We start from the raw sequence: 25,467 nt of genomic DNA, 5'->3' as shown, positions 1-25,467 counted from the left end.
GACGTAAACAGGGGAACCGCGACAGCGGCGATCAAGACGACCGCCGTCGTGATTGCCTGCGCAAGATTACGACCCGCCTTCCCCGTGGCCCCACTCGCGGGATGATTATCGCGCGTGGGACCAGGGGAAAAGATACGAGCCAGCAGTGAAGGATCCGTTGACGCCATCAGATCGTCAGCAGTTCGCTTTCCTTCGTCGCGAGCATCTTGTCGATCTGCTCAGTGTGGGCCTTAGTCGTCGAGTCAAGGTGCTTCTCTGCACGCTCGACGTCGTCCTCGGAAGCCTCGCCGTCCTTCTTGAGGCGATCAAGCTGATCCTTGGCCTTACGACGCACACCGCGCACGGACACGCGGCCGTCCTCGGCCTTGCTCTTAGCCTGCTTCACGTACTCCTTACGGCGCTCCTCGGTCAGAGCGGGCAGAACAACGCGCACAACGTTGCCGTCGTCGGTCGGGTTCACACCCAGGTCGGACTCGCGCAGCGTGCGGATGATCTCCTGGGTCGCCGTACGGTCGAAGGGCGAGATGAGGACCGTGCGAGCCTCGGGAATCTGGAAGCTCGCAAGCTGCTGCATCGGCGTGGGTGCGCCGTAGTAGTCCACCAGCAACTGCTCGAACATCGAAGACGTCGCGCGTCCCGTGCGGATGTTCGTGAACTCGTGGCGGGCCGCCTCGACGGCCTTGTCCATCTTTTCCTCAGCTTCGAGGAGGATATCGTCGATCACTATGTGCTCCTTAACGTCAGTGGTCTGTGAAGGTTATATCACGCCGTCACTAGGGTACCGATTTCATCGCCCATCAGCGCGCGGGTAACAGCCCCGTCTTCGCCCATACCGAAAATACGAGTCGTCAGGCCATTCTCGCGGCACAACGCCAGCGCCGAGCCATCGATCACCTTCAGGTCACGGCGCAGGGCCTCCGAGTAGGTCAACGTGTCAAAGCGGCGCGCATCGGGATTCTTATTCGGGTCATCGTCGTAGACGCCGTCCACGCCGTTCTTAGCGACGAGCAGCTCATCACAATGAATCTCCAGGGCACGCTGAGCAGAGACAGTATCAGTCGAGAAGTACGGCAGACCAGCACCAGCGCCGAAGACAACGACGCGCCCCTTCTCCAGGTGACGAATCGCGCGCAGCGGCAGGTAGGGTTCGGCGACCTGGGCCATCGTGATCGCCGTCTGGACGCGAGCGGGCACGCCGGTCTGATCGATGAAGTCCTGCAGGGCGAGGGCATTCATGACGGTACCGAGCATTCCCATGTAGTCCGCGCGCGAACGCTCCAGACCCTCGCGGGCAAGCTGAGCACCACGGAAGAAGTTACCGCCGCCGACAACGATTGCAACCTGGACGCCCTCACGAACGGCCGTAGCCACCTGCTCAGCGATGTTGCGAACGACCTTGGGATCCAAGCCGATCGATCCACCTCCGAATGCCTCTCCGGAAAGCTTGAGCAAAACGCGGCGCTTCGTCGACATGACGCTTCTCCTTTATAACGGCCCTGGGTGGGCGGAACGGTTAGTAACCATACTACCTGGTAAAAGTGAAGCGGCCCCGCCGGTGGGCGGAGCCGCTTCCAACTGTCAGCAAGCTGACGACGTCACCAGATCAGGCACCCACGTGCACGCGCACGAAGTTGGTGACCGTGGCACCGGCCTCCTTGAGGACCTGGCCGACGGACTTCGAGGGGTCACGGGCGAAGGCCTGGTCGACGAGGCAGTTGTCCTTGAAGAAGGCGTTCAGGCGACCCTCAACAATCTTGGGAACGATGTTGGCGGGCTTACCTTCCTCGAGCGTGATCTTTTCGAGGGTAGCGCGCTCCTTGTCGAGCACGTCGGCGGGAACCGAATCGCGATCAAGGTAGGCGGGCATGTAGGCGGCAACGTGCATCGCGATGTCGTGGGCGACGGCCTTGCCGGCAGCATCGGTGACGACGAAGACGCCAACCTGCGGGGGCAGGTCGGGGTTCGTCTGGTGCAGGTAGAGGTCAACGTTCTCGCCCTCAACGCGCACGATGCGGCCAACCTGGAGCTTCTCGCCGATGATGGCAGCGAAGGCGTCCAGGCGATCCTTGACGGTGCCCTCGCCCATGGGGGCGGCGAGCAGCGCGTCCAGGTCGGCAGCCTTGGAAGCGACGGCGGCGGCCAGGACCTCGTTCGAGAAGTCGATGAACTTCTGGTTCTTGGCGACGAAGTCGGTCTCCGAGTTGACCTCGACCAGCACGCCGACGGTGCCGTCGGTCTGAGCGGCCAGCAGGCCGGCGGAGGCCTGGCGGCCCTCGCGCTTGGACAGGGACTTCAGGCCCTTCAGGCGGATGATTTCGAGGGCCTTCTCGGCGTCGCCGTTGGCCTCGGTCAGAGCCTTCTTGACATCCATCATGCCGGCGCCGGTCTGCTCACGCAGCGCCTTCACATCTGCAGCGGTGAAATTCGCCATCGGATGATTCCTCTCAGTTAAAACGTTCAGTCCTGCTTGGTGGCCGACTCTTCAGCAACCTCGGCGGCGGCTTCGTCAGCCTTGACCTCACCCTCGAGGAGCTCGCGCTCCCACTCAGCCAGCGGCTCGGCAGCGGTCACGTCGCCCTTGCCCGTGCGGACGTCGGAACGGGCGATCAGGCCCTCGGCGACGGCGTCGGCGATCACGCGGGTGAGCAGCGCGACGGCGCGGATGGCGTCGTCGTTGCCGGGGATACGGTAGTCGACCTCGTCCGGATCGGCGTTGGTGTCCAGGATGGCGACGATCGGGATGCGCAGCTTGCGAGCCTCGGAGACCGCGAGGTGCTCCTTCTTGGGGTCGACGATCCACACGGCCGAGGGAACCTTGGTCATGTCGCGGATGCCGCCCAGGGTGCGCGAGAGCTTGTCCTTCTCGCGGCGCATCATGAGCAGTTCCTTCTTGGTGTGACCGGAGGAGGCCACGTCGTCGAAGTCGATCTGCTCGAGTTCCTTCAGGCGCTGCAGACGGGTGGCAACGGTGGAGAAGTTGGTGAGCATGCCGCCGAGCCAGCGGTGGTTCACGTAGGGCATGCCGACGCGCTGGGCCTGCTCGGCCACGGCTTCCTGGGCCTGCTTCTTGGTGCCGACGAAGAGCAGGGTGCCGCCGTGGGCAACGGTCTGCTTCACGAAGTCGAAGGCGATGTCGATGTCAGCAATGGTCTGCTGCAGGTCGATGATGTAGATGCCGTTGCGCTCGGTGAGGATGAAGCGCTTCATCTTCGGGTTCCAACGGCGAGTCTGGTGGCCGAAGTGGACACCGGACTCGAGGAGCTGACGCATGGTAACGATTGCCATGGTTCGTCCTTTCCCCGCAAGTCGCGAGTGATCAGTGGGGTTTCCCCCGGGTTATCGGTTTGCTGTGCGCAGTACGCACCCTGGTGCCATGACCGGCGACCATCCCCGTAGGGACCGAAGCCGCCGTGTCTCACCGTCCTTCGGATCCCCGTGGACGTGCGATAAATGGCACGCGAAGTCACCTGCACGAGGCAAGTGCTCGGTCATCTTACCTCACCGCCGCACACTCTCCTGTGACAGGAGGGGTGTGAGTGTGCTGACTTTCATACGGATAGACGAGGCCTGGGTCACCTTGGTCAATCGCGCGCAGTCGGCGGTGGGTGCGGGTCGTTATCCACAGGGGTCCAAACGTGTCGCGGCCTGTCCACAGGCTCGCTCGTCTGAGTGGTTCTGTAGGTTCGGTGAGCGCAGGGTGGAGAGATGAACTCGTTACGTTGTTGCCGCCGTCTGCTGCGCGCTGTTCTCCTCGTCTCTCTGTCGTACTGTCTTTTTCTGGTCATGTGCGCACCCGCTGGGTCTGCGCAGCGTCGCGAGCGTTGGCAGTGGCCGACGCTATCCCCCGTTCCCGTCGCCTCTTCGTTCGCGCCGCCCGTCCACGATTGGCTGCCCGGCAGGCGCGGTGTCACCCTGACGTATCCGGGTGGATCACCCGTGTACGCGTGCGCCTCCGGAACGGTGACGTTCGCGGGCCAGGTCGGCGGGCGCGGGGTTGTCTCGATCCAGCACGAGACGCGCGGGCACACCATCTGGTCGACCTATCTACCGGTGACGCCGAGCGTGAGCGTCGGAGATACCGTCACGATGGGCGCGCAGATCGGCGCTGTCGAGGAAGGATCGCAGACCCTGCACTGGGGAGCGAAGACTGGCAGGCGCACATACATCGATCCGATACGCATGACGATGGGGCGTCCGCGCCTTCTCCCCTGGGACGACGTGCCATAACGAGTGCAGGGGCTCCTGCTCAGCCTCCAAGCTAAAGCTACCGACAGAAAACTCTGAGCAACACCTAGAAAGCTACAACATTACGGCAACCTACATCGCTTAAGTGCAGAAGCATTACCAGCACATGGGAGTTTCACATTGATTGCGCATGAATACTTACGAACAGGTTAATAACAGTATTAGATTAGCAATAAAACGACCGAAATATGACTAACTACAGTACTCCCATTATTCCACAAAGCATAAACACTTCGATCAGACTAGACCACATATGCAATTCCTTACGAGAAATCAGGAGAAGACGCAATACGCATAGCACGCGTAACTTGAGCAATAAGAGCTAGCGCTTCAAATATATCCGCCACTTTCCCCATGAAGTCAAGATATGAAATACCCTTTGGAAGCTTATCTGTGACGATACGGCCAGTATGCAAATCATGCCGAGCAGAAGAATGTCCAATTGCATTCCGTAAGGACCGATCCATGAGCGTTTCTAAATAAGCTATACCGGGAATCGCTTTGACATATGCAAGCTTATATGCATTCGACAATTTCTCATACTTCGAAACATTTGCAGGAGGCAATTCCTTTCGCTTATGCACCCCCTCAGGCAAGATATCCCCAAAAACGTTTGGATCACAGCGCTTAATGACATTCTGTGCCGCCACAAGGGGAGCGAGTCCCCGACAAACTGTTTCAAAACCTTGCACATACAAGTCGCGAAGTAGAGCAAACTCATCGCGAAGAACACGCCAATCAAGATCTTCAAGATCAACGTCAGAACGTATATACCGAGGCAACATGCCCATACGCCACGACTCCGCCTGATCGATGAAGTGAATCAATTCTTCAAGTTGGCGACGCTCTACTTCGAGCAGGTTTCCAACTGAAAGTGTTTCACGTACATATGTGCGGTAACTCACCCTCTGCAACGCTGCAGTATGTTTAAGGCCGAAACGATGCAGGAATACCGCACCCCCATCTGAAGGATTCATGAGAGTCATAGTCGTTGCTCCCACTAATGTGTACAGTTGACTTGCTCTTTCATGCGTTGTTTCAAAACCGACGCCTTGTAAGATCATATCCGTCTGTTTTGCAGCAGCTGAAAAACGCTTGCTATCTGACTGAAGGTAGTACCTGATAGCCCGTTTAACATCAGGCCACTTGTGCTCAAGAAAGAAGATTCCACGGTTTGCTACGCCAATGTAGTCCGCGCATCGATCATCACACAGATAACTTAAAGTAAGGTTTGTCATTACACCAAATAAATCACCTCGCATCGAATCTGCGGTCACAAGAACCGGAGCATTCAAATCAGCTGTAGTCACAGGCGCTCCTTGTTTGAGATCCGCACGGTCTCCACCGATATTAAGCCTGACATTCTCAATTGAATTTCCATTAAGCTCTCCCTGAATTGGTAAATCACAGGTAGGACAAAGAACATAGAAGGCCGCTCGCTTTGACACGTTTAATCCGAGCCGAAGAGTAAATACTACTCCACACCCCGAGCAGCGGATACCCATTCGTTGCATCATGACAACTCCAACCATCGAACTCTATGCGCAGATTATTCACCGGCCGCTAGGATTCACGACACAATTATCTGAACAGACATGAAGGTGTCGTTAATTCGAGCGGCAACTACACACTGTTATACCATAGGTATGTAAAGTAACACGGTTCGTTTGGGTTGAAGATAGCTTCTCGACGGGTATTGCCGTCAGTAAGTAACAAATTGTTTGAATATATTCCATAATTCTACGCTCGGCGCACATACATCGGTCCGATACGCATGACGATGGGGCGTCCGCGACTCCTGCCGTGGGACGAGGCATTGGCCCCTTAACGTCGCGCGTCATGCCGCGCGTGGACATGCTGGGCGACGAGGCGCGGGCACCGAACCCGCGGCTCCTACGCGCGAGGGTGGGCGCGCTGGTAGATGGCGCTGAGCCTCGCTGTGTCGACGTGGGTGTAGCGCTGTGTCGTCACCAGGGAGGCGTGGCCCAGCATTTCCTGGACGGCACGCAGGTCGGCTCCACCCTGGAGGAGGTGGGTGGCCGTCGAGTGACGCAGCCCGTGGGGCGCAATGTCGTGCACGCCGGCCTTCGCGGCCATTCGATGGACCATGGAGCGAACGACGCGCGGATCAATGCGCCCGCCTCGGTCGCCGAGGAAGAGCGCGCTGCCGCTGGTCTCCCCAGCCAACTGGGGTCGGCCTCGTACGAGCCAGTGATCGAGCGCGTCCTCAGCAGGCGGACCATAGGGAACGACGCGCTCCTTGTTACCTTTGCCGAGGACACGCACGGTCAGTGTCTCTCGATTGAGTGAGGACACGTCGAGCGCGCACACCTCTGAGACACGCAGCCCACACGCGTATGTGAGTTCGAGGATCGCCCATGCGCGCATCTGCGACGGGCCGCCGGTCAGTGCCTCAGACTTGGCGAGGTTAATGAGGGTGCGCGCGTCGGACTCGTCGAGGGGCGTGGGTAGACGTTGATCGGCACGGGGGCTGGAGAGAGCGGCTGCCGGGTCGCTCGGCAGTATTTCTTCTCGCACGGCCCATGCGGTGAAGTTACGAACGGCTGCCGTGTGACGAGCGATCGTCGAGCGCGCTCCTCCGCGCACCAGTGTGTCGGCGAGCCATGAACGGATGCGGCGCTGCGTGAGGGCGTGCGCGAACTCGCCGGCTGGTGCATCCCAACCGATTCCCAGGTAGTCCAGGAGAGCACGCAGGTCACCCAGGTAGGCGTCTACGGTGTGCTCGCTCATCCGCCTGCCCACACGCAGGTATTCACCCCACTGGTCCCCCACGCTCTCACTCATGCGTTCATCCTACGGTGTCACTCCCCCGCCTGCGGGACCACCCGCGCGTCGAGCTGGTGACGAGGCCAGCGACTGTTAAGTCCATGAGGGCACGATTCACTTCGTCTCGTCCAAGTCCGGCGGATGCGCAGATCGCGGGTACGCCAGCGGGAGCGCTGCGAGGAAGCGCCTCCCACACGCGGCGGGCGATAGGTGGCAGTGCATCGATGCCGTGGTCTTCCTCAACCGGCATTCCGAACAGCGTCGCCTCAGCGTCGACGTCGAGGGGACCGGCCAGCTCGGCGGCGTCGCGCCCGTCTCGAATGATTGTCGCGCCGTTGCGCGCCAACTCGAGGCATCCCACCGACATGGGGGCATCGACCGCACCGGGCACGGCACCGAGTTCCCGACCGCAGCTCATCGCCCACCGGGCCGTCGCCAGTGCTCCCGAGCGCGCCCCGGCCTCGACGACGATGGTCGCGGCGCTCCACGCGGCGATCAACCGGTTGCGAGTGAGGAAACGCCATTTCGCGGGCCGGGCGGTGGGAGAGACCTCTGAGATGAGTACACCACCCCCATCCGTCATTGCTCGGAAGTCGGGGATGTGACACGCCGGGTAGGGGTTGAGAACGCCGCCCGCCAGGATGGCAACCGTCGCCCCACCACCCGTCATCGCGCCTCTGTGCGCTTCGATGTCGATGCCGATGGCCCCGCCCGACACGACGGTATACCCCGAGCGCGCTAGGTGATAGGCCATGTTTCGGGCACACCTGCCGCCAGCTCCGGTCGATGCCCGAGCTCCGATGATCGACACGTGCCCGTCACTGCTGGAATCACTGGGCAAAGTCCCGAGGTACCACAGGCCGAGCGGTTCATCATCACCCAGGCAGGAGAGCTGCGAGGGCCACCGAGGATCCGACGGCGACACAAAACCCCCTCCAGCCCGCTCGACGCGGGCAAGGTCCGAATCGACGTCAACCTCGTGCACACGCGCTTGCCACCGATTCCATTGCGTGAACCAGTCCGTTCTCGCATGGGCGGCAAGCAGTGAGGGTACGCCCGCCCAGGACCCTTGGAGCCATTCGCGCCCCGCTCGATCCCCGAGGACTGATCGCACAATGCGTGCTGCGGGGTCGGCGGGTTCGGAGATGGCGGACCACCAGGCACCCTCCCAGATGTCATCATCAGTTGTCATGATCGTGTCCGTTCCGCAGCTGCTGCGCTGCAACGATGTGGTCAATTGTCGGGTGAGAGGCACCGTCCAGATCAGCGAGCGTCCATGCCAGCCGAAGCATTCGGTCGATGCCTCGCATTGACGACGCCCCCGCGTCGACGAGTCGGTCGAGCTGCGTCACCAGGTCGGCGTCGATGCCGGAGTTCCGCCTGATCCATGCCCCAGGCAGTTGCGCGTTGCAGTGCCACGGCGTACCGGTCAGTCGGTGTCGTGCTCGTTCGCGCGCGGCCGCCACCCGCTCCCGGATGGTCGCCGAGTCACGCGAGTCCCCTGTTGCCATGTCCGCGCGGCTCGGGGTATGCACGTCGATGCGAATGTCCATGCGGTCCAGCAACGGCCCCGACAGGCGAGCCATGTAGCGACGCCGCGCGATGGACGAGCAGGTGCAGCGGCGTCCACCACGCCTCCCTCCGCACGGGCACGGGTTGGATGCCATGACCAGTTGAAACGAAGCCGGGTAGCGCGCGTGAATACCCGAGCGGTGCAAGTTGACGGCCCCTGATTCCAGGGGTTCACGCAGGGAGTCGAGAACGGAGGGCGCAAACTCGGCAGCTTCATCCAGGAACAGAATCCCACCGTGGGCCAGCGATGCAGCACCCGGCGTGAGGGTGCGAGAGCCGCCACCGATGAGCGCAGCCATCGTCACCGAGTGGTGGGGTGCCTGGAACGGAGGACGCGTGACGAGAGCCGTGCCCGTCGGGACGAGGCCGGCGACAGAGTGAAGGGACGTGGTGACCAGGGCGGTGTCCGGGTCCAGGTCGGGCAAAATTGTGGGAAGGCGCGAGGCGAGCATTGTTTTGCCAGAGCCTGGCTCGCCCAGCAGAAACACGTGGTGTCCTCCCGCAGCGGCGACTTCCATGGCCGCAACGGCTTCGGGCTGGCCGCGAACATCCGCCATGTCGAGGATCGAGACATCCTCCGCAGAACAATCCCGGCGGCGCACGCCCAGGTGCCCATGAAAGGGTGCTTTGATTGCCTCTCCCCCACCCCATGCGATCATATCCGCGAGGTGTTCGAAGGCAATGACCTCGATTCCTGAGACCAGTTGCGCCTCGCGCGCGCAGGCGGAGGGAACGATGACGCGGCGTACACCGAGCGAACGAGCAGACAGCACGGCGGGCAGTACCCCTCGCACGGGTTGAATGCTCCCGTCGAGGGCCAGTTCTCCGACGATGACGCTGTCCTCGAAGGCCCTGGGCAACACCAGGCCGGTCGCCAGCGCAATGGACGAGGCGATGGCTAGGTCGAAGACGGACCCCGACTTTGGGATGCCCGCCGGGGAAAGATTGACGGTAATGCGCTGATCCAGCACGTCCAACCCGCAGGACTCGAAGGCGGCGCGAACACGGTCGCGCGCCTCGCGAACCGATGTGTCCAGCAGTCCGACGAGCGTGAAGGCCACGAGGCCAGCCCCCGCGTAAGTCTCAACATCGACCAAGTGCCCCTCAATGCCGACAACACTCATCGAATAGGTACGCGCAAGGCCCGGCCCGCTCATTGCACACCTCGCAGCCAGACCACCTGCGCGCCAAGCGTGCGCAGATCCACATCAGCGCACGTCACGGCCGGCCAGTGACGCAAAGCCTGCGCATCCAGGGTCAATGCCACGACATCGATGCGGACACGAGACCCCAGTCGGCCTCGTTGTCGACACCACGCGCCCGTGAGTGCACGCAGCCGAGCGACTTTGCGGGCATCTACCGACGCGAGAGCGCTGCCCCGTTGCCTGCCCACCCGGGTGCGAACCTCGATGACGACAGTCCACGGGCACGCCGGGTCGGTGTCGTCGCGAGCGATGATGTCGAGTTCTCCGCGCCTGCCGTCGTGCCAGTTGCATTCCAGGACATGCAGGCCCGCCTCTTCGATGATCAGGCGCGCCGTGTATTCCCCCGCCACACCTAGGACCCGCCGGTCGGGTCGTGTTGAGCAATCCATGCGGACTCACCTCCACGACCACACTGCTCCCCAGGACACGCCGCTTTCAACGTGAAAACCGCCCCCTGTGGATAGGAGGCGGCACGCGCAAGGCCCTGTGGATACACCGCGACACGGCGAGAGACCTGTGGATGGAGAACGCTACGGGATGTCGAGTTCTGGCTTCGACAGCTCCTCGACATTCACGTCCTTGTAAGTGATGACGCGAACTGATCGCACGAAACGCGATGATCGATAGATGTCCCAGACCCACGCGTCGGTCAGTGTCAGCTCAAAAAACACGTCGCCGCCGACGGGACGCGCCTGGACATCGACGTGATTGCACAGGTAGAAACGCCTCTCAGTCTCCACGACAAACTTAAACAAGCCGATAACGTCGCGGTATTCCTTGAAAAGCTCCAGCTCCAGGTTGTTCTCATAACCTTCGATTTCTTCGCTCACGGACCCCATCATGCCGGGGAAGACCACACGGGTCACCCTGCCACCCCGGCGCGCCCTACTTTGTGGGCTTCGTCGGCATCTTCCATGAACGCCGATGAAAATCGCTCACACCCAGCTCAGCGATAGCGCGCGCATGCGCGGCAGAGCCGTATCCCTTATTCGAGGCCCAGCCGTATCCGGGATCCTCGGTGTCGGCCATGAGCCGGTCGCGCGCGACCTTGGCCAGGACGGACGCGGCGGCCACGACAGCGCAGGACCAGTCGGCTTTGACCTGCATGTGCACGGGAAGGGCGACGCCGAAAGGATCCTCGGGTCCGTCGATGACCCCGAACAGGTCGTCGGGTTCGGACAGCCAGTCATGGGATCCATCCAAGAGGACACCACCGGGGACGAGGCCTCGGCTTGCGACCTCGGCGAGGGCTCGGCGCCCAGCCAGGCGCAGGGCGACAATGATCCCCCACCGGTCGATCTCCTGCGGCGAGGCGTATCCGACGGCACAGTCTTGGACCCAGGACTGAATAGGCTCGACGAGAGCGTCTCGACGGCGCGGGGTGAGCGCCTTGGAGTCGGTGAGCCCGGCGGGTACGGGCGGAGCGTCCGCCCCGATGAGGGCGACGCCGACGGCGACAGGGCCGGCGAGAGCACCGCGACCGACCTCGTCCATGCCGGCGACGATCCCCCAGCGCGTCGCGAGGGACATCTCGAGGTCACGCGAGGCTGTGCTCATGAGGGCTTGGGGACGAATGCGAAGGCTTCGGGGTGACCCACACCCGTACTCCAGTGAGACGTCGGCCAGATGACGGCCTGAACCGTACCAACGACCGAGGAGACAGGGACGTAGGGAGACTGCCCCTCACCCATGTGATAGCGCGAGTCGGCAGAGTTGGAACGGTTATCTCCCATGACCCACAGATGTCCCTCAGGAACGGTGATATCGAACGTACGCTCACCGCAGGGCACCTGCCCGTTCGCGATGTAGGGTTCGTCGATCTCAACACCGTTGACGCTGACCTTGCCTGTGGTGCTCTGACACGTCACGTGATCGCCACCGACACCTATAACACGCTTCACGAGGGTCTGCTCGCCGCCGGCAGGGACGAAGCCTGTGAACTCTCCGATCTTGCGGATCGCGGAGGGAGACGCGATCTCCGTAGGTCCGAGCCACCCGAGCGTATCGTCGAAGACAACGACATCACCACGGTGAATGTTTGATCGAAGCGCGTCGATACGGGAGACCGCGATACGGTCATCCTCCACCAGCGTGTTACGCATCGAGGGAGACGGGATCCAGAAGACCTGGATGATGAAGGCACGCAGCAGTGAGGAGATGAGGAGTGCAACGACGATGATAACGATGATCTCGCGCAACCACACCAAGGGGTTACGCCGTGCCCGTGCTTCCGCGCGCTCGCGATCCCGGAGCGACGGCGCGTGAGCCGGTCCGAGTTCAGGGCTTGCAGTCGAGATCATGCATTCTCCTTTATTCCTCGTGGACCATCCAAGAATACGGCGAGGCCCGACACCAGCGCGCGGTGTCGGGCCTTTCCGTGAAAAATGCCAAGGCACGTGGCCCGGCTAGCCTCACTCGGCCTTGCCGGAGCGGTGTTCCTTGATCTTCGCGGCCTTGCCGTGACGCTCACGCAGGTAGTAGAGCTTGGCGCGACGCACGTCGCCCTTGGTGACGACCTCGATGTGGTCGATCGTGGGGGCGTGAACCGGGAAGGTACGCTCAACGCCCACGCCGAAGGAAACCTTGCGGATCGTGAACGTGGAGGACACGCCGTGACCGCGGCGAGCGATCACAACGCCCTGGAAGACCTGGATACGGGAGCGGTTGCCTTCGATAACCTTGACGTGCACCTTGAGGGTGTCGCCCGCGCGGAACGGCGGGATATCATCGCGCAGCGAAGGCGCGTCAACAGCGTCCAGCTTCTGCATTTTTTCTCCTTGACGCCTCTGCCGCAGGTCGGGGGCGCCTGGTTGGGCGGGCCTGTGCCCGCTCATTCGTTCCTCTGATTGTGCGCCTCGGTGTCCCCCTGCGGCAGGATGAACCACGCACAATCCTTGCTAGTATCCCATACATCAGGCACGTTTAGACGAGTTACCTGCCGTCAGCCCCCGTGAGATGACGCACCATGACGACGTCGTGATTAAGGACGCCGCCAACATCGAAGGTGCGGGTGGAACGACGACGGAATCCATGGCGTTTGTAGAAGGTCTGCGCGGGCTTGTTGGCGCGGTTGGTGCCCAGAGCCACGGATGTGTGCCCGCACTGCGCCGCATCAGCGACCGCACGCTCGACGAGCGTATCGGCGATGCCACTACCCCTCCACGGCGCGTTGACGTAGCACTTGGACAGGTACGCAGCGTCGGCTTCAACCTTTCCGGGGCGCACGCATTCGTCGGGGATCGCTCCCTCGCCGACGACCGTCAGCGTGTATCCGACGAGGGCACCATCAACGTCGGCGACCAGGATTCGGTACCGCTCTGGCTGACTGGCCACGGCCTCGAACATGTCGGGGCTTAACTCGGCCGCAATGAACGCGTCAATGGCCTCGCGGGGTAGATCGGGAGGGCATGCCTCGGGGAAGGTACGCGCGGCCAGGGCACTGAGCGCGTGCGCATCCCCGGCCTTGGCGCTACGAATGTCGACGGGGCGAGCCGACCCCTCACGTGGGTACGCGACACCGCAGGCAGCCAGAGCCGCACGGTCCTCACGACCAAGCGAGTCGGCGCGCAACGACAGGGCAATGTCGGGACGCACCGCAGCGGTCTTTTCGATCGCGCGGTCGCGTCGCCAGCGCTCGATGGCCGCATGGTTTCCTCCCAGTAGAACCTCAGGGATCTCCAAGGAACGGAACTCACGGGGTTTGGTGAAAACAGGGTATTCGAGGAGACCCGCGCCCGAGTGCGACTCCTCGACGAGCGAGTCAGGGTTGCCCATGAAACCGTCCAGGAGGCGCGCGACTGCCTCGGTGAGCACCATCGCCGCGACCTCGCCACCGTTGAGGACGTAGTCACCGATGGAGAACTCCAACACCTCGACACCCGCTCCCCGGTAGTGCTGGGCCACGCGCGCATCGATCCCCTCGTAACGCCCACACGCGACGATAATCTGATCGGCGCACGCCAGATCTTCAACAAGGGGCTGGGTCAGCGGGGTACCCGACGGTGTCGGAATCGCGAGGATACGCCGCGACGAGGCCGGGGTCCCATCCTCGTCACCAGTGCGCAGCGGGATGGCGAGCACCTCATCGAGGGCGCGCGCCCACACGTCTGCGCGCATGACCATGCCGGCACCACCACCGTAGGGAGTGTCGTCGACACTGCGGTGCTTGCCAGTGGCCCACCCGCGCAGGTCATGGGCGTCAACCGAGACGAGGCCGGCATCCTCAGCCTTGCCCATGAGGGAGAGCGTCAGGGGCGCGAAATAATCGGGAAAGATCGAAATAAGGTCGAAACGCACGCTACTTGCCATCCCGCTCAGAAACGGCCTGATCGTCGAACAGGCCTGGGGGCGCGTCGATGACGACGAAACCGCCCTCCACGTCAACGGTGGGGACGAGCTGGGTGACGAAGGGAACCATGACGGTGCCCGCCTCAGTCGTGACGAGCAGCAGGTCCTGGGCGGCACCGGGGGTCAAGCAGCTGACAGTGCCGAGCACCTCGCCACTCGGTGTGCGGGCTGTAAGCCCCTTGAGCTGATGCGGATACCAGGCGTCTTCTTCCTCGTGCTCCTCCACAAGCAGTCGAGCGCCACGCAGCGCTTCGGCTTCCTCGCGCGACACGCACTCCTCGAAGGAGGCCAGGACACGGTCCTTATGGACGCGGATGGATCGGACCGTCACCACGGCACCGCGTCCCGCGACTTCCAGGTGCGCGCCCGGTGTCAACACCTCCGGATCGTCGCTGCGAACGTCAAGTATGACCTCGCCGCGCAGGCCGTGAGCGGGGCCGACGATAGCGGCTGTGAGCTGCATGGGTTCTCCTCATCATGAACGGGGATCTAGAGGGGATCTGTCCGAAGGATACAACGAAGGGGTCCGGCGGTGCCGGACCCCTTCGTGACGTGTGCGAGTCTTACTCGCGATCCGTGTCAACAACATCGACTCGGACGGTGCCGCGCGTAGACAGCGCACCCATGACGGTGCGCAGAGCGCGAGCCGTCCGACCGCCACGACCGATGACCCGTCCCAGGTCCTCGGGGTTCACGCGAACCTCAAGGAGCTGACCGCGTCGCATCGAGCGAGGGGTCACCTCGACATCTTCGGGGTGGTCAACGATGCCGCTGACCAGGTGCTCCAGCGCGTCGGCGAGCATGCTCAGGCATCCTCTCCAGCGGCTTCGTCAGAAGCCTGCTCGGCCTCGGCGGCAGCCGCGGCAGCCTCTTCCTCGGCCTTCTTGGCGGAGGCAGCAGCCTTGGACTTCTCGGCCGCAGCCTCGGCGTCCTTGATGGCCTGCTCGGCCTGGGCGGCCTTGTCGGCCTCGGAGACGATGACGCGGGAAACCGCGTCGGCCTTGCCGTTGTGCTTAGCAATGTCACCAGTCAGGACCAGCAGGTTGCGGACCTGGTCGGAGGGCTGAGCGCCAACACCGAGCCAGTACTGGGCGCGCTCAGAGTCGATGCGGATGATCGACGGGTTCGGCTGAGGATCGTAGTAGCCGACCTCTTCGATGACGCGACCGTCACGCTTCTTGCGGGAATCGACGACGACAACGCGGTACTGGGCGGCATGGATCTTGCCCATGCGCTTCAGGCGAATTCGAACTGCCACTTGAGTGGTCTCTCCATTTCAGAATTGGTGTGGACCTTTGCGTCCCGAGGTGGGAAACACAGGGGCCGCATCGGACCGGGACACGACGACACGCAGTGAGAGGGTCTACGTTCCGCCGGGTACAGCTAGCGATTATGCCATAATTCGAGCCGGAATCCCACAGGGGAACGCCATGCTTGACACTGCGGCACGGTTAGATCCATCACTACACACACGTGGAGTGTCTAGGGACGCTGCCACGCACGCTTGCCCCCGATATATACGGAGGCCGACCTCGCGAGAGCGAGCGGGTCGGCGCGCGGATCATCGTCGAGTATCAGCAGATCAGCGTCCGCTCCTTCGACGAGGCCGGGACGGCCCAGATATCGGAGGCTGACCCAGGTGGATGCGTCGATGACGGCCTGGGACGAGGCACCCCAGCGCGACCACAGGTCAAGCTCGCCCGCGATGGAACCGTGCTCCTGGTATCCACCAGCATCGGTTCCCTGCAGAAGGAGGATGCCTGCGTCCAGAAGCATCTGGAAGTGTTCGACACGCGTGTCATACATGCGCTGCATGGTGGCCGCGTAGACGGGGTACTTGGTCCCCGCCTGCGCGGCGAAGTCCGCGAAAAGCTCGACCTGGCGCAGGGTCGGGGTTACGGCGATGCCGCGCGCTGCGATCTCACTGGCCTGGTCCGCGTCGATGCCGCTGCCATGCTCAATGTCATCGACACCCGCTTCAATGAGCGAATCAATGACGCGGTGAGAGAAAGCGTGGACAGCGATGCGCGCCCCGGCCTCGTGCACGGCGGCGACCGCCTCACGCAGGACGGAGGAATCCCACAGCGGCATGAGGTCAGCGTCCGCGCCGCCGCTGCGGTCGATCCAGTCACCGACGATCTTGACCCAGCCGTCGCAGCGCCCCGCCATGTCGGCCAGGACGCGGGGCAGCTCGCGTTGATCCTCGACGTCCAGCGGCAGGTCGCGCATGTAGCGCTTGGGCCGCGCGACGTGGCGGCCGCAGCGGATCAGGCGCGGACCAACAAGGTCGTTCACGCACGAGTTATCGACGGGCACGCCACAATCACGCACGAGCGTCACGCCACTGGCGAGCGTGAGCGCCGACTGCCGGATCATCTCCTCGGGCGACACCGGGCCAGACGAGGAATAACCAATGTGGCAGTGCGCGTCAACCATGCCCGGCACGATAAAGCCGCAGCGGTCGGCGCGATTCGCCAATTCGTCACCGACGCGACGAATGAGTCCGTCGGACACAGACCACGTACCGCTCACCCACTGCGGGCGAGCGAGCGCATCCTCGGCCCACAGGCCGACGCCGGTGACGAGCACGGCTCAGAGCTGTCCAAGCATACGCTTGACGTCGTCCGGCAGATCGTCAATCGTCGGACGCGCGGCGGGTGCCTGAGCGGCACCACCGAAGGAGGATCCCTGGGGGGCGCTGCGCTCCGATGGGGGCAGCATGGCCTCGAGTTCCTGCTGGCGGCGCTTCGCGGGATTACCGGAGCGAGCCTTCTTCTTCACGCGAGCGCGCTGGGCCTGTGCCTTACGGGCATTCACCTTCTGCTTGGCCTTGCCGCCGCGCCCCGGCAGAGCACCCATGCCGGGCACTCCCCCACCCATCTGGCCCATTTGGCCCATCATTTCGCGGGCAGCCTCAAAGCGCTGGACAAGCTGGTTAACCTCTTTCACCGTCGTTCCCGAACCACGGGCGATACGCGCGCGGCGCGAGCCGTTGAGGATCGAGACATCCTCACGCTCGGCGGGCGTCATCGAACGGACGATAGCCTCGACGCGGTCAACCTCGCGCTCGTCGAAGTTGTCGATCTGCTCGCGCAGCTGGGCAGCACCCGGGATCATGCCGAGCATCTTCTTCATGGACCCCAGCTTCTTAATCTGCTGGAGCTGGCTGAGGAAGTCGGCGAGGGTCAGTTGGCCGGCCAGGGCCTTGGAGGCGACCTTTTCGGCCTCCTCAGCGTCCATCTTCTTCTCCGCCTGCTCGATGAGGGTGAGGATGTCACCCATGTCGAGGATGCGCCCGGCCATACGATCCGGGTGGAAGCGCTCGAAGTCATCGAGCCCCTCGCCCGTGGAAGCGAAGAGAATCGGAGCACCGGTCACGCCGCGCACAGACAGGGCGGCACCGCCTCGCGCGTCGCCGTCCAGCTTGGACAGGACCACGCCGGTAAATCCGACGCCATCGCGGAATGCCATCGACGTAGACACCGCGTCCTGACCAACCATGGCGTCCAGGACGAACATGATCTCGTGCGGGTTGACGGCATCGCGAATCGCAATCGCCTGGTCCATCATCTCTTGGTCGACGCCGAGGCGGCCGGCGGTATCGACGATGACGACGTTGATGCCGCTCTGGCGGGCGAACTCAACACCGCTGCGTGCGACCTCGACGGGGTTGCCCACACCGTTGCCGGGTTCGGGAGCCCACACCTTGACGCCGGCGCGCTCGCCGACGACCTGAAGCTGTTGGACGGCGTTAGGGCGCTGGAGGTCGGACGCCACGAGGAGGACGGTCTTGCCTTCCTCACGCAGCCACTTGCCGAGCTTTCCGGCCAGGGTGGTCTTACCGGCACCCTGAAGGCCGGCGAGCATAAAGACGGTGGGACCGGACTCCGCGAAGGTCAGTTCGCGGGTGGCGCCGCCCAGGATCTCAACAAGTTCGTCGTGGACGATGGAGACGACCTGCTGGCCGGGGTTGAGAGCCTTGGAGCGGGCCGCACCGTAGGCCTTCTCGCGAACCTGGGAGGTGAACTGACGGACAACGGGAAGAGCGACATCCGCTTCGATGAGGGCGCGGCGGATATCGGAAATCGCCTGATCGACGTCGGACTCGGTCAGGACCCCGCGACTGCGCAGGGTGCGGAAGGATTGGGTCAGGCGGTCTGACAGGTTTCCAAACACGTGTGTTCTCCCAAGATGGCTACAGTACTAGGTCAGGTTAGCGCACCTCGGCCCCGGTCGTGTGACCGGGGCCGAGGATAGTGGCGTGGTGAGTGGGTGCTTAGGCGCGGCCCACAATTGCGTCGACGAAACCCTGCGGGTCGAAGGGTGCCAGATCGTCCGTACCTTCGCCGAGGCCGACGAACTTCACGGGAACGCCCAGGGCCCGCTGGACCGAGACAACGATGCCGCCCTTCGCGGATCCGTCAAGCTTGGTCAGCACAATGCCAGTCACTCCGGTCGCTTGCGCGAACACCTCCGCCTGCTTCATACCGTTCTGGCCGGTGGTGGCGTCCAGGACCAAGAGGACCTCGGAGACGGGGGCCTGCTTTTCCATGACGCGCTTGATCTTGCCAAGCTCATCCATGAGTGTGGACTTGTTCTGCAGACGGCCCGCCGTGTCGACGAGGACGACGTCGACGTCGCGTGCAATGCCCTCGCGCACAGTCTCGAAGGCGACGGATGCCGGGTCGGCACCTTCTCGGTCGCTTCGCACAACGTCGACGCCCACGCGCTCGCCCCACGTGGCGAGCTGGTCGGCGGCGGCGGCGCGGAACGTGTCAGCAGCACCCAGGAGGACGGACTTGTCCTCCGCGACAAGGATGCGCGCGAGCTTACCGACGGTCGTCGTCTTGCCGGTACCGTTCACACCAACCATGAGGACGACGGCTGGCTTGGACGTTCCGTCCGCCTCGGGGCGGGTCAGATCAAGAGAGCGGTCCATGTCGGGGCCGACGACGGCCAGGAGTTCCTCGCGCAGGATCTCACGAATGCGCGCCTCGTCAGTCGTGGACTCGACGGCGACGCGGCGCTTGAGCGCCTCCATGAGGGAGTCGGTCGCCTCCAGGCCGAGGTCCGCGATGAGCAGGGACTCCTCGATTTCTTCCCAGTCTGCGGCACTGAGCTGGCCTCGGCTGAGAACTCCGAGGATCGCGCGGCCAAGTGCGCCGGAGGAAGCAAGACGTTCACGCAGGCACTCCATGCGCCCGCGCACGGGTTCGGGCCGTTCGACGGTCGGCTCGGCGGTGATCTCCGCTTCAGCCGGGGCGGCGGACTCTTCCGACGCCTCGGGGCCGGCGCGAGGCCGCTCTGGGCTTTCCTCATCGGCTTGCGTCGGCGTTGGGCTCTCGCCGGTGGCGGGCACCTGGGGCTGGGCCGGGACCGAAACATCGTCGGACGGGCGCTGACGCGAGCTGACGACCAGGCGGATGACCAGGCCGACCAGCACGGCGAGCACCAGGCCGACGACGACTGCCCACGGCGTTTGAAGGAATGAAACAAATGCGTCCATGGGGCCATTATCCCCCATGGACGCATCCGGATGAAAGCGCGAGACCCACCAGGTGCGTTACTGCCCCTGCGCCTTGCCTCGCGAGCCGCCAGCGCGCTTGTTTCCCTTGCCGTTGCGGTCGAATCGACCACTGACACGCCCGGTGACATTTTCGAGGCGGTCGACGCCGGGCAGCCGATCAGCATCGAAGTACGCGCTAGAAGAATCAGCGGTGCTCAAGAGAGCATCCAGTGAGGCCGTACGCGGAACCACAGGACCATCGGAAGACGACGAGGCACGCTTGGGTAAGGAATGCGTGCGCACATCCTGCGTGATTTCTTCGCGCTCACGTTTGATGACACTCTTCCAGTCGTCGGCGCTGCGTCGCGACAGCGCGAGGACGGCCACAACACCGGCCGCGACGACGATAACCAGAATGACAGTCACAACGAGAATCAGCGTACCCTCAAGCATGTCTTCATCCTGCCCTACCAACCCCATTTAATGCGACGAAGCCACCCGAAGCTGACAGCATTGTGACGATGTTGTCATGGGGGCCAGGAACACACGTTCCTGGCCCCCATGTATGTACGATGTACGTCAGTCGAGGTAGTCGCGCAGCACCTGCGAACGCGAGGGGTGACGCAGCTTCGACATCGTCTTGGATTCAATCTGGCGGATGCGCTCACGCGTGACGCCGTAAACCTTACCGATCTCATCGAGCGTCTTAGGCTGGCCATCACCCAGGCCAAAACGCATGGAGACGACGCCGGCCTCGCGCTCCGACAGCGTGTCGAGGACGTGGTGGAGCTGTTCCTGAAGCAGGGTGAAGGATACGGCGTCGGCAGGCACGATAGCCTCGGAATCCTCAATGAGATCACCGAACTCCGAATCGCCGTCCTCGCCCAGCGGAGTGTGCAGCGAGATGGGTTCACGGCCATACTTCTGGACCTCGACGACCTTCTCGGCAGTCATGTCGAGTTCCTTCGCCAGTTCCTCAGGGGTGGGTTCACGTCCCAGGTCCTGCAGCATCTGGCGCTGGACACGGGCAAGCTTGTTAATGACCTCAACCATGTGCACGGGGATGCGGATCGTGCGAGCCTGGTCGGCCATCGCTCGGGTGATCGCCTGACGGATCCACCACGTGGCGTAGGTCGAGAACTTGTACCCCTTCGTGTAGTCAAACTTTTCGACCGCGCGAATAAGACCGAGGTTACCTTCCTGAATGAGGTCCAGGAACTGCATGCCGCGACCGGTGTAGCGCTTAGCCAGCGACACGACCAGACGCAAGTTGGCCTCGAGCAGGTGGTTCTTCGCCTGCTGACCATCCTGGGCCAGGAAGTGCAGCTCGCGACGCTCGCGGCTGGTCATCTCGTCGGCCTGGTTCTTCAACTTGTACTCGGCGTACAGGCCAGCCTCAATGCGGCGGGCCAGGTCGACTTCCTGCTCGGCGTTCAACAGGGAGACCTTGCCGATCTGCTTGAGGTAGTCCTTCACAGGGTCGGCGGTCGCGCCAGCGACCGTCACCTGCTGGACGGGCTCGTCGGTCTCGTCGGAGTCGGAGACGACGAATCCACCCTTGACGTGAATGCCGGCGTTCGTGCGTTCGCGCAGCGCAGCACCCTCGGCTGCCTTCGTCTCTTCCTCCTCAGGCTCCTCTTCGCCCTCGGTCACATCCTCGTCGTTGGTATCGGTGTCCAGGTCCGGATCCTCAAGGTCCTCGCCCGTGGGATCAAAGTCTTCTTCCGCGACCTCGAGATCCGGCGTCACCTCCTCGATAACCTCCGCGTCCTTCTTCTTGCGGCCGCGAGGTTTCTTGGCGGCGGGCTTCTTCTCCTCGGCACCCTCCGCTGCCTGCTTCGCGGTCTTCTTGGGAGCGGCCTTCTTCGCGGGAGCCTTCTTCGCGGCGGACTTCTTGGCGGCGGGCTTCTTCTCCTCGGTGCCCGAGGCTGCCTCAGCCTTCGCAGTCGACGCGGCCTTCCTGGTGCGCGTCGTCTTCTTCGCGAGGGCTTTCACCTCCGGGGCGTCCTCAGTCGTCGCGGAGTCCTTTGCCGAAGCGCGCGATGCACTCACACGGGTCCCTTTCATTGATGGGTATGCAAAACAGCGCCGATTGCAAATCGGCATACCATCACCAGTTTAGTGCTTTGCTCGATAGTTTTCCTGACGGTAGGTGTGACGCTTCCCTGCCTAAGGCCCGCGCGTACCCTCGCCCGTCAGTTACAGTGACCACATGAGTCTGAGCAAGAGTTTCTCCGTGCTGCGTCCCCACATCGACGAGGCGACCACGACCGCCCTGGCACGCCTCCTTGCCCGCGCGGGCGCGACACCGCGCTCGGCCGCATTCTCCGAGGCCGTAGTTTCCTCGGCGGAAGGAGGCAAACGCTTCCGTGCTCTCATGGCCCACGTCGGCTGGTCACTGAGTTCGGGCAGGCCCCTGTCGGAGGCGCACCTGCCCCACCTGGCCGCCGCACTCGAGCTCTACCAGGCCAGCGCCCTCGTCCACGACGACATCATCGATCATGCCGATGAACGGCGCGGTGCACCGACGCCTCACCGCCGCCTCGCCGACCTCCACCGGGGCGCGGGATGGATCGGGTCGTCAGGGACCTTTGGCCGCAACGCCGCGATTCTCGTGGGAGACTTCCTCTTCTCGGCAGCGAGCGCAGAGGCCGACGAACAGGCGTTGGACCTGCCCGAAGCGAATGCGCGCGCTTTCGCCCGCAGCTTCGCCGACATGCACGCTGAGGTAGCACTGGGCCAGTACCTCGACATCATGGCCGAACAGAGTCCGCTGGACCCCCGGCGCGCCGACGCGCTGAGCGCAGCCGATTCCCTCGATGTCGCCCTGCACAAGTCCGCACACTATTCCGTCGTGCGTCCCGCCCAGCTCGGCGCGATCTGCGGAGCCAACTCGACACACGTCATCGACGAACTGACCGACACCCTCGATGCAATCCTGACGCCTTGGGGGCTGGCCTTCCAGCTGCGCGACGACGACCTCGGCGTCTTCGGAGACCCAACAGTCACCGGCAAGCCGGCCGGGGACGACCTGCGCGAGGGCAAGCGAACCGTCCTGCTTGCCCTGACCTGGGCGGCCTCCTCCCCCGCCGAGCGCACAGCTCTCGCGAACGTACTCGGGGTTGCTGAGGCCTCGGCCGACGAGATCGCGGTCGCGACACAGATCGTCGAACGCAACGGACGCAACGCACACGAGGCTGAAATTGCGAACCTCGTCGCACAAGGACACCGCGCGCTTGACGCGTCAGCCTTCGGCGACAAGGCATCCGCCATGCTGCGTGAACTCTGTGATATCCTCACCGCCCGGCGCGCCTAGACACCGGGAGGCGAGGGCATCAGAACGCCAGGGTCGAGGCGATGCGATTGACGCGGTGGTGACGACCCGAGGTGAGCGCGTCGATGGGGCGTTCACCCAGCTCGTCCTGCACGGTGTACAACCAGGCCAGGGACTCCTCGGGCGTGAAGCCGTCATCGGCCAGGAGGGTCAGCGTCCCCTGCAGGAAGGGCAGCGGTTCCCAGCCGTTCTCACCCTTCACGATGATGTCGCGGGGTACCCCGCGTTCGCCGGATGCGAAGCGGGCCTCGATCAGGACGCGGTCACGAATCAGCTGTTTGAGGCGGCGTTCCTCAATACCGAGCAGACGGCACACCTCGTCGGTGGATAACAGGGTCATATCAGCACTGGTCATGACCGCAACACTACCGCATCGCTGCGCCGCACCGGTGTCTACACTTCCAATGATTTGCCGAAAACTCCCATAGAATCAACACAGTGAGCGACGAGAAAACACACGACCAAACTGACCCACTGATCGGCCGCCTGATTGATCAGCGATACCGGATCACGCGCAGACTGGCGCGCGGCGGCATGGCGACCGTATACGTCGCCCAGGACGAACGCCTGGAGCGACCCGTGGCCCTAAAGGTCATGCACCCCTACCTCGCTGAATCCGATGCCTTCGTCGAGCGCTTCCACCGAGAGGCGCGCGCCGCAGCCCGCATCGTTCACCCGGGCGTCGTCTCTGTCTTCGACCAGGGAGTCGTCTCAGGCCAGGGTTTCCTCGTCATGGAGCTCATCGATGGGACCAACCTGCGCGCACTCCTAAATGCCCAGGGCGCGTTCACGATTCCGCAGGCACTGCGCTACACGACCGACATCCTCGAAGCTCTGCGCGCAGCCCACCGCATGGGCGTCATCCACCGCGACATCAAACCCGAGAACATTCTTGTTCCCACCGATGGCCCCGCGAAGGTCGCCGACTTCGGCCTGGCTCGCGCGGTCTCGAAAGGGTCGACGTCCGCCACGGGCAACATGCTGGGAACAGCCGCCTATATCGCGCCCGAGATCGCCCAGACAGCCAAAGCTGACGCACGCTCCGACCTGTACTCCGTTGGCATCATGCTCTACGAGATGCTCACCGGTGCCGTGCCGTGGGCTGACGAATCACCCCTGCAGATCGTCCACCACCACGTCTCGGACGACGTTCCGAGCCCCTCGGCCGGCCTTCCGTGGATTCCCCGCGAGATCGACGACCTCGTCGCCGCGCTCACCGCACGCGACCCCGCGAACCGATGCACCGACGCGTCCGACGCCCTCGACCTGGTGGCACGGGCTGTAGCATCCATTCCCTCCGACATTGCCAACCGCCGCGCCGAGGTAGCACGCGAGGACAGCCGAAGCGGTTCCGGGACAACCGCCTTGAACACGGAGGTCATGCCCACCCATCTCACGCGAGCGATGCCCGCCCCCGCCGTCACCACCGCGACTGCTCTCCCCGCCGCGACCGCCGTCACCACCGTGCATACCTCCACCTCGACCGAGACCCCTTCCGCGGGCGAACTTCCTGCGAAGATGTCCACGCGAGCGATACTCCTGGCTGTCATCGCCTTTCTGCTCATCGTCGCCGCCAGCTTCGGCGGGAGCTGGTGGTGGACCGAGTATGGTCCCGGCTCTTACCTGACGATGCCCACCACAACGGGACGGGACCTGACAGACGTGCAGGCAGACCTGGGTGCCATCGGACTGGCTTCTTCCGTTGAAGAGGAGTTTTCTGACGACGTCCAATCCGGCATTGTCACCCACTCCGACCCGGACGGCGGCAGCTCCGTGCATAAGAGCACGAACGTCCAGCTGTACGTCTCCAAGGGCATCGACATGAAGGACGTTCCAAACGTCGTCGGAAAGGGACAGGACGAGGCCTCGCGTACCCTGACAGACGCCGGGCTTGCCTTGGGCGCTGTCACTGATGCCTACTCCGAAGACGTTCCCCCAGGTCAGGTCATCTCCCAGTCCGTCGCAGCGGGCACCTCCATGGCCCACGACTCCACGGTCGACGTCGTCCTATCCAAGGGCCGCGAACCCCGGACCGTGCCCACCCTGACCGGTAAGGGTGCTTCCGCCGCCAAGAGTTCGATCGAAGCCCTCGGCCTCGTCGCCTCACCCACCGAGGCCTACTCCGACACAGTCCCCGAGGGACAGGTGATCTCCCAGCAGACCCGCGAGGGTTCCACCGTGTACCGTGGCGACTCCGTCTCCTACACCGTATCCAAGGGACCCGAGATGGTCACCGTTCCCGACGTCGTCGGCCTTCAGCGTCAGGAAGCACGCAACAAGCTCGAAGGAGCCGGGCTCACCGTCCAGGAAGACCTGATCCTCGGAGGCTTCTTCAACACCGTGCGCTCGTCCAACCCCGCCGGCGGCAGCAAGGTCAAGAAGGGATCGACCGTGACGATCTCCGTCATGTGACGCCACGGCGCGGCGACTATCCGCCGCTCGCCGCGCTCACCACACGCGGGGTGCCTCGA

The 25,467-nt window shown here is 63.4% G+C and carries 26 protein-coding genes; 3 read left to right on the top strand and 23 right to left on the bottom strand.

Features of this window, described 5'->3' with window-relative positions:
- Positions 1-166 precede the first annotated feature (166 nt).
- From frr to rpsB, 4 genes are all read right to left on the bottom strand, one after another.
- Positions 167-724 (bottom strand): ribosome recycling factor, encoded by a 558-nt coding sequence (frr, locus tag QZ149_RS05370; RefSeq protein ID WP_009648630.1) that lies wholly within the window; start codon positions 722-724, stop codon positions 167-169.
- Positions 725-762: 38 nt separating this feature from the next.
- Positions 763-1,473 (bottom strand): UMP kinase, encoded by a 711-nt coding sequence (pyrH, locus tag QZ149_RS05365; RefSeq protein WP_009648591.1) that lies wholly within the window; start codon positions 1,471-1,473, stop codon positions 763-765.
- 130 nt (positions 1,474-1,603) lie between these two features.
- Complete coding sequence (gene tsf, locus QZ149_RS05360) at positions 1,604-2,431, bottom strand: translation elongation factor Ts (RefSeq protein WP_291450254.1); 828 nt, start codon at positions 2,429-2,431, stop codon at positions 1,604-1,606.
- A gap of 26 nt (positions 2,432-2,457) precedes the next feature.
- A complete protein-coding gene (rpsB, locus tag QZ149_RS05355; protein ID WP_291450253.1) occupies positions 2,458-3,285 on the bottom strand; it encodes a 30S ribosomal protein S2 in 828 nt (275 codons plus the stop codon).
- A 420-nt stretch (positions 3,286-3,705) separates the two neighbouring features.
- On the opposite strand from rpsB, the gene QZ149_RS05350 reads away from it, so the two are divergent.
- A complete protein-coding gene (locus QZ149_RS05350) occupies positions 3,706-4,227 on the top strand; it encodes a M23 family metallopeptidase (protein WP_291450251.1) in 522 nt (173 codons plus the stop codon).
- Positions 4,228-4,508: 281 nt separating this feature from the next.
- On the opposite strand, the gene QZ149_RS05345 is transcribed toward QZ149_RS05350, so the two are convergent.
- The 18 genes from QZ149_RS05345 to QZ149_RS05260 all read right to left on the bottom strand — a co-directional run bounded on the left by QZ149_RS05345 (position 4,509) and on the right by QZ149_RS05260 (position 21,729).
- Positions 4,509-5,555: a hypothetical protein gene (locus QZ149_RS05345; protein WP_291450250.1), complete on the bottom strand. Its 1,047-nt coding sequence runs from the start codon at positions 5,553-5,555 to the stop codon at positions 4,509-4,511.
- Between the two features lie 583 nt (positions 5,556-6,138).
- Positions 6,139-7,050 carry a tyrosine recombinase XerC gene (locus QZ149_RS05340; RefSeq protein WP_291450248.1) on the bottom strand — a complete coding sequence of 304 codons (912 nt, stop codon included), beginning with the start codon at positions 7,048-7,050 and terminating at the stop codon, positions 6,139-6,141.
- Between the two features lie 4 nt (positions 7,051-7,054).
- Positions 7,055-8,224 (bottom strand): DNA-processing protein DprA, encoded by a 1,170-nt coding sequence (gene dprA, locus QZ149_RS05335; protein WP_291450245.1) that lies wholly within the window; start codon positions 8,222-8,224, stop codon positions 7,055-7,057.
- The gene (locus tag QZ149_RS05330; protein WP_291450244.1) at positions 8,214-9,761 is read right to left on the bottom strand and encodes a YifB family Mg chelatase-like AAA ATPase; all 1,548 of its coding nucleotides are present in this window, start codon (positions 9,759-9,761) and stop codon (positions 8,214-8,216) included. The genes dprA and QZ149_RS05330 overlap by 11 nt, the downstream gene beginning before the upstream one ends.
- Positions 9,758-10,198, bottom strand: coding sequence for a YraN family protein (locus QZ149_RS05325; RefSeq protein ID WP_291450243.1), 441 nt, complete (start codon positions 10,196-10,198; stop codon positions 9,758-9,760). The genes QZ149_RS05330 and QZ149_RS05325 overlap by 4 nt, the downstream gene beginning before the upstream one ends.
- A 141-nt stretch (positions 10,199-10,339) precedes the next feature.
- Positions 10,340-10,639, bottom strand: a complete 300-nt coding sequence (locus QZ149_RS05320; RefSeq protein WP_021611788.1) for a DUF2469 domain-containing protein — start codon at positions 10,637-10,639, stop codon at positions 10,340-10,342.
- A 55-nt stretch (positions 10,640-10,694) separates the two neighbouring features.
- Entirely contained in the window at positions 10,695-11,366 is a 672-nt protein-coding gene (locus tag QZ149_RS05315) for a ribonuclease HII (protein ID WP_291450241.1), read from the bottom strand.
- Positions 11,363-12,109: a signal peptidase I gene (lepB, locus tag QZ149_RS05310; protein WP_291450240.1), complete on the bottom strand. Its 747-nt coding sequence runs from the start codon at positions 12,107-12,109 to the stop codon at positions 11,363-11,365. The genes QZ149_RS05315 and lepB overlap by 4 nt, the downstream gene beginning before the upstream one ends.
- A gap of 111 nt (positions 12,110-12,220) precedes the next feature.
- A complete protein-coding gene (gene rplS / locus QZ149_RS05305) occupies positions 12,221-12,577 on the bottom strand; it encodes a 50S ribosomal protein L19 (RefSeq protein ID WP_009648633.1) in 357 nt (118 codons plus the stop codon).
- Between the two features lie 163 nt (positions 12,578-12,740).
- On the bottom strand, positions 12,741-14,105 hold the full coding sequence (gene trmD / locus QZ149_RS05300) for a tRNA (guanosine(37)-N1)-methyltransferase TrmD (protein WP_291450255.1): 1,365 nt from the start codon (positions 14,103-14,105) through the stop codon (positions 12,741-12,743).
- A gap of 1 nt (position 14,106) precedes the next feature.
- Positions 14,107-14,619 (bottom strand): ribosome maturation factor RimM, encoded by a 513-nt coding sequence (rimM, locus tag QZ149_RS05295; RefSeq protein WP_291450239.1) that lies wholly within the window; start codon positions 14,617-14,619, stop codon positions 14,107-14,109.
- Positions 14,620-14,719: 100 nt separating this feature from the next.
- Positions 14,720-14,959: an RNA-binding protein gene (locus QZ149_RS05290; RefSeq protein ID WP_003792828.1), complete on the bottom strand. Its 240-nt coding sequence runs from the start codon at positions 14,957-14,959 to the stop codon at positions 14,720-14,722.
- Positions 14,960-14,961: 2 nt separating this feature from the next.
- On the bottom strand, positions 14,962-15,414 hold the full coding sequence (gene rpsP, locus QZ149_RS05285; protein ID WP_291450236.1) for a 30S ribosomal protein S16: 453 nt from the start codon (positions 15,412-15,414) through the stop codon (positions 14,962-14,964).
- Between the two features lie 224 nt (positions 15,415-15,638).
- Positions 15,639-16,745 carry an amidohydrolase family protein gene (locus QZ149_RS05280; protein WP_291450235.1) on the bottom strand — a complete coding sequence of 369 codons (1,107 nt, stop codon included), beginning with the start codon at positions 16,743-16,745 and terminating at the stop codon, positions 15,639-15,641.
- Between the two features lie 3 nt (positions 16,746-16,748).
- A complete protein-coding gene (gene ffh, locus QZ149_RS05275) occupies positions 16,749-18,332 on the bottom strand; it encodes a signal recognition particle protein (RefSeq protein ID WP_291450233.1) in 1,584 nt (527 codons plus the stop codon).
- Positions 18,333-18,432: 100 nt separating this feature from the next.
- The gene (gene ftsY, locus QZ149_RS05270; RefSeq protein WP_291450232.1) at positions 18,433-19,662 is read right to left on the bottom strand and encodes a signal recognition particle-docking protein FtsY; all 1,230 of its coding nucleotides are present in this window, start codon (positions 19,660-19,662) and stop codon (positions 18,433-18,435) included.
- 57 nt (positions 19,663-19,719) lie between these two features.
- Positions 19,720-20,115 (bottom strand): ABC transporter, encoded by a 396-nt coding sequence (locus QZ149_RS05265; protein WP_291450229.1) that lies wholly within the window; start codon positions 20,113-20,115, stop codon positions 19,720-19,722.
- A gap of 126 nt (positions 20,116-20,241) precedes the next feature.
- The gene (locus tag QZ149_RS05260; protein ID WP_291450227.1) at positions 20,242-21,729 is read right to left on the bottom strand and encodes an RNA polymerase sigma factor; all 1,488 of its coding nucleotides are present in this window, start codon (positions 21,727-21,729) and stop codon (positions 20,242-20,244) included.
- A 145-nt stretch (positions 21,730-21,874) separates the two neighbouring features.
- On the opposite strand from QZ149_RS05260, the gene QZ149_RS05255 reads away from it, so the two are divergent.
- Entirely contained in the window at positions 21,875-22,978 is a 1,104-nt protein-coding gene (locus QZ149_RS05255; protein WP_291450225.1) for a polyprenyl synthetase family protein, read from the top strand.
- Between the two features lie 19 nt (positions 22,979-22,997).
- Here the strand turns inward: QZ149_RS05255 and QZ149_RS05250 are convergent, their stop codons facing one another.
- Positions 22,998-23,351 (bottom strand): Rv2175c family DNA-binding protein, encoded by a 354-nt coding sequence (locus QZ149_RS05250; protein ID WP_291450224.1) that lies wholly within the window; start codon positions 23,349-23,351, stop codon positions 22,998-23,000.
- 83 nt (positions 23,352-23,434) lie between these two features.
- On the opposite strand from QZ149_RS05250, the gene pknB reads away from it, so the two are divergent.
- Positions 23,435-25,408, top strand: a complete 1,974-nt coding sequence (pknB, locus tag QZ149_RS05245; RefSeq protein ID WP_291450222.1) for a Stk1 family PASTA domain-containing Ser/Thr kinase — start codon at positions 23,435-23,437, stop codon at positions 25,406-25,408.
- The last annotated feature ends 59 nt before the right edge of the window (positions 25,409-25,467 follow it).

It is taken from the genome of Actinomyces sp. ICM47, from assembly GCF_905369875.1.
GTDB lineage: Bacteria > Actinomycetota > Actinomycetes > Actinomycetales > Actinomycetaceae > Pauljensenia.
Note: the sequence above shows the minus strand (reverse complement) of the source record. Positions and strands in the feature narration are given on the sequence as shown.